The sequence below is a fragment of the Longimicrobium sp. genome, from assembly GCF_036554565.1.
Lineage (GTDB): Bacteria > Gemmatimonadota > Gemmatimonadetes > Longimicrobiales > Longimicrobiaceae > Longimicrobium.
In genome coordinates this window covers 1-4042 of sequence record NZ_DATBNB010000267.1, presented here as the reverse complement: position 1 = coordinate 4042, position 4042 = coordinate 1, and the positions used below count along the sequence as shown (strand labels likewise).

The window sequence follows — 4042 nt, the reverse complement described above, 5'->3', positions numbered from 1 at the left end:
TGGCTGGGCGCACTAGACTACGCGTGCAGTCCGCGAAGGCGGACTTCGGGCCGTTGTTGCCGCGACTTCAGTCGCCCCAGCAGGGGTCAGCGCTCGCGCGGAAGGGCCCACGGAAGCAGCAACGCCGCCGCGAGGGCGAACGCCGCGCCCGCCGCGAACGCCACGTGCGCGCCGAACACCTGCCAGAGCACCCCGAAGAGCACGCTCGCCGGCAGCGCCGCGATGCCGATCGCCGCGTGGTAGGCGCCGAACGCGCTGCCCCGCCGTCCGTCCGGAGCCAGCGCCGCCACCAGCGCCTTTTCCGGCGCCTCCGTCAGCCCGAAGTACAGGCCGTACACCAGGAACAGCGCCCACACCTGCCACGCCGCGTCCACCACCGCGAACCCCGCGTACACCGCCGCATAGATCATCCACCCCGCCACGATCGCGCGCCGCGCCCCGATGCGGTCGCTCAGCCGCCCTCCCCACACGCTGAACACGGCCTTGCTGACGTGCAGCACGCTCCACAGCAGCGGAATCGCCGCGACCGGCACACCGGCTTCGGCCGCGCGCAGCAGGAGAAAGGCATCCGACGCGTTGCCCAGCGTGAACAGCGCCAGCACGGCGAGGTAGCGGGGGAGCGTCGGCCCCAGCTCGCTCCAGCGTGGCAGCGGCGGGGCGGACGTGGCCGGCGACACAGGCGCGGTTTCGCGTACCTTCCACAGCACCGCGCCCACCGTCAGCAGGCCGGGGATGATGGCGAGCGCGAACACCGTCCGCAGGTCGCCCGGCCACGCCAGCAGCAGCGCCGAGGCGATCAGCGGGCCGGCCACGGCACCCGCGTGGTCCGCCGCGCGATGGAGCCCGAACGCCGCGCCCCGCTGCTCGGCCGGCACCGATTCGGCCAGGAGCGCGTCGCGGGGCGCGGTGCGGATGCCCTTTCCCACTCGGTCCGCCAGGCGGACGGCGAGCACCTGCCATCCCGCCGCGGTGACGGCGATCAACGGCCGGCCGAGCGCCGCGATGGCGTAGCCCAGGGCCGTGGGCGCCTTGCGGCGTCCGGTGCGGTCCGCCAGCCAGCCGCTGGCAAGCTTCAGCAGGCTGGAGGCGCTCTCTGCCACGCCCTCCACCACGCCCACGAACGCGGCGCCCACCCCCAGGGTGCCGGTAAGGAACAGCGGCAGCAGGGGATAGATCATTTCGCTGGCGGCATCGTTCAGGAACGACGCCACGCTCAGCCACAGCACGTTTCCGCGCATCAGCCCGCGCGGACGGGGCTCCGGCGCCGGGGCTCCGGACGCGTCATGGCCGTTCATCCGCGCATGATCCTACACGGGCGCCCGCCGGGCAAGGTGCGCACGCGGTTCTTGGATGCGCGAAGCCCCGCCGGAAAGGTTCCCGGCGGGGCTTCGCGAACGAGCATGTCCGGGGCTCAGTTCAGGAGCAGGCTCGCGATGATGATGCCCAGCGCGATGGCGGCCACCATGTACCAGAAGTTGCTGCTGCCGATCTGGGCGCCTTCACGCTCCGCCTCGGCGGCGGCGACGCGCTGGCGGATCTCGTCCTGGGTCACGAGCAGGCTCGGAGCCACCGTCTGCGCGGCCGGGGCGGAGGTCACCGGCGTGGTCTCGGAGGGCGCGTCCATCGACTGCTGCGCGGCGGCGGGCACGGCGGAAAGCAGCGCGGCGGCCGCAAGAACCAGGAGCTTCTTCATCGGATGTTCCTCCCAACCCGGGTGATGTGGCCGTCTCCCTGGACGGCTCGCCCCGGGGCATCCGCAAGGACCGTGCAGAAGCGATCCCGCCACGTGCGCAGCAGGAGCAGGGAGGTGTCGGAGGCCGAATGGATCACGCATCACTCCCATCGGCGAGCGGGCATCCTCCACACCTGCCCACGCGCGCCATGTCATCCCGATGGAGCGGTCACCCGGATGGCATGGGTACACCGTGGTAGCAACGTCGGTTACTCCGACATGGCCGCCGAAGCGCACCTGTCATCCCGATGGAGCGGTCACCCGAAAGCTGCCGGTACACCGTGAACGGCAGCGACTGAGGGATCCGCCACACAGCACGGATGGGGCTCCACGATCGTGGAATCACCAATCCCATTCTTGTCGCTGACACAGAGCCGTGAACAACACCACTGGTACTGTGATCGCGGAGCTCGGCGCGTCTCGCGAAGTGTGTGGCGGATCCCTCGGTCGCTGCGGTCTGTGGAGCAGGGGCAGGTGTGGCTTGGCCGCTCCGTCGGGATGACATCGTGATCGCACGACCCGGGTGCGGATGACATCGGGACCGGGCGAGTCGGGTGCAGGTCTCCCCTCCCCTGCGCAGCGGGGGACGACGGTCCCGGGGAGGGGGCTCCCACGGCATGCGATGAAGCTCGTCGAGCCCCGACCGCCGAAGTCCCCCCTCTCCCGGCGCAGTTTGCCGGGGGAGGGGCTGGGGGAGGGGCCACCCGCGGCATGCGCGAAACCCAGCTTCCCCCGGCCGAAGTTCCCCCCTCTCCGCACGCAGTTTGTGCGGGGAGGGGCCGGGGGAGGGGCACCCCTTCAGTCCCGCGCTTCCAGCGCGAACTCGCGGACCACGCGGAGCAGGCGCTTCTGGTCGCCCTTGAACTGATGGCCGCCGCGCAACTGCACCTCGCGCATCGGCGCCGTGCGCATCAGCGGGCAGGCCGCCTTGTCATCCCCCGCGCCCCACACGCAGAGCACGCGAAGGCCGGCCAGCTTCTCCACCTCCGGCCGCGTGGCGAAGCGCGGCGCGCTGGAGGTGCCCCACCACTGCTCGAAGCGGAACTCGAAGACGGCGTCGTGCGCCAGCGCCAGCAGGGCCATCCCCGCCACGCGGCGCCGCGAATCGTCCGGAAGCCGGTTCACGAGGAAGGGCAGCACGTCGGCGCCCATCGAGTAGCCCACCAGCACCACCCGGTCGCGCCCCCACGCCGACGCGTAGTGGCGGATCACCCGGTCCAGGTCGCGCGCGGACTGCTCTGGGCTCTGGGGATTCCAGTAGTACCGCAGCGTGTGCCAGACGACCGACGGCACCCCCGCATCCTGCAGGTCACTGCCGATCTTCCTCCCCAGCCCGCCCGTGGGCCCATCGCCCGTAAGCACGATGGCGAACACGCGCCCCGTGTCGCCCTGCACCGGCATGGCGCGGAGGGGCAGAGAGCGCGCCTTTCCGCCCGCCGGCCCGGCCGCCGGGGGAATGCGCACGCGGCTGCATCCGCCGAAGAGGCCCAGCCCCAGCAGCACCGCGCCCGCGAGCAGGGCGCGGATCACGCGGCGCGCCCGCGGCGGAAGATGGCGCGGTAGCCCCCCGCGATCAGCGCCGACACGTCCGCGGTGATCCGCGGCAGCGCCAGGCCGCCGGGGTACGCCAGGTACCGCGGCTCCCACGCAGGATCGAACTTGTCCTTGTACTGCCGCAGCCCCTGGAAGTTGTACAGCGCCTCGCCGCGCTGGAACAAGAAGCTGCCGATGCGCGTCCACGCCGGCGCCACGGCCGACACCTCCAGCCCCGACAGCGGCGCCATCCCCAGGTTGAAGCGCCGGTAGCCCTCCGCCCTGCCCCACAGCATCAGGTTCAGCATCAGCGCCTCCATCACGCTGCGCGGCGCGTCGCGGCGGTAGCGCATCAGATCCACCGAAAGCTCCACGCCGTCCGGCCCGGGCCACACCGTGGCGAAGGCCAGCAGCCGCCCGTCGTGCTCCACCGCGGCGGCGGGAAAGCGCAGCACGTACGCGGGGGAAAAGAAGCCGAGGGAGAAGCCCTTCTCCGCCGCGCGCTTCCCCTCCATCCACTCGTGCGACACCTCTTCCATTTGCGGAAGCAGGGCCGGGATCTCCTCCGGCGGCACCACCCGGAACGTCATGCCGCTGCGCCCGAACCGGTTGATCACCAGGCGGAACGGCTTGCGGTCCGCCCCGTCCAGGTGAAAGGAGGGCAGGTCCACGAACGCTTCTTCGCCCAGCTTGGCGAAGGTCAGCCCGAAGTCGGCGTACTGGTGAAGCCGGTCCTTGCCCACCTGGTAGAAGACGGGGATGCCTCCGTAGTCGTCG

Annotated in this window: 4 protein-coding genes; all 4 read right to left on the bottom strand. The window is 71.7% G+C overall.

Annotated features, from left to right (window positions below):
• Nucleotides 1–86: 86 nt before the first annotated feature.
• Nucleotides 87–1295, bottom strand: a complete 1209-nt coding sequence (locus VIB55_RS07250; protein ID WP_331876003.1) for an MFS transporter — start codon at nucleotides 1293–1295, stop codon at nucleotides 87–89.
• A 116-nt stretch (nucleotides 1296–1411) separates the two neighbouring features.
• The gene (locus VIB55_RS07245; protein ID WP_331876002.1) at nucleotides 1412–1693 is read right to left on the bottom strand and encodes a hypothetical protein; all 282 of its coding nucleotides are present in this window, start codon (nucleotides 1691–1693) and stop codon (nucleotides 1412–1414) included.
• Between the two features lie 837 nt (nucleotides 1694–2530).
• Nucleotides 2531–3262 (bottom strand): AcvB/VirJ family lysyl-phosphatidylglycerol hydrolase, encoded by a 732-nt coding sequence (locus tag VIB55_RS07240; RefSeq protein WP_331876001.1) that lies wholly within the window; start codon nucleotides 3260–3262, stop codon nucleotides 2531–2533.
• A partial coding sequence (locus VIB55_RS07235; RefSeq protein ID WP_331876000.1) for a phosphatidylglycerol lysyltransferase domain-containing protein occupies nucleotides 3259–4042 on the bottom strand: 784 nt, incomplete at its 5' end. The genes VIB55_RS07240 and VIB55_RS07235, both read right to left, overlap by 4 nt.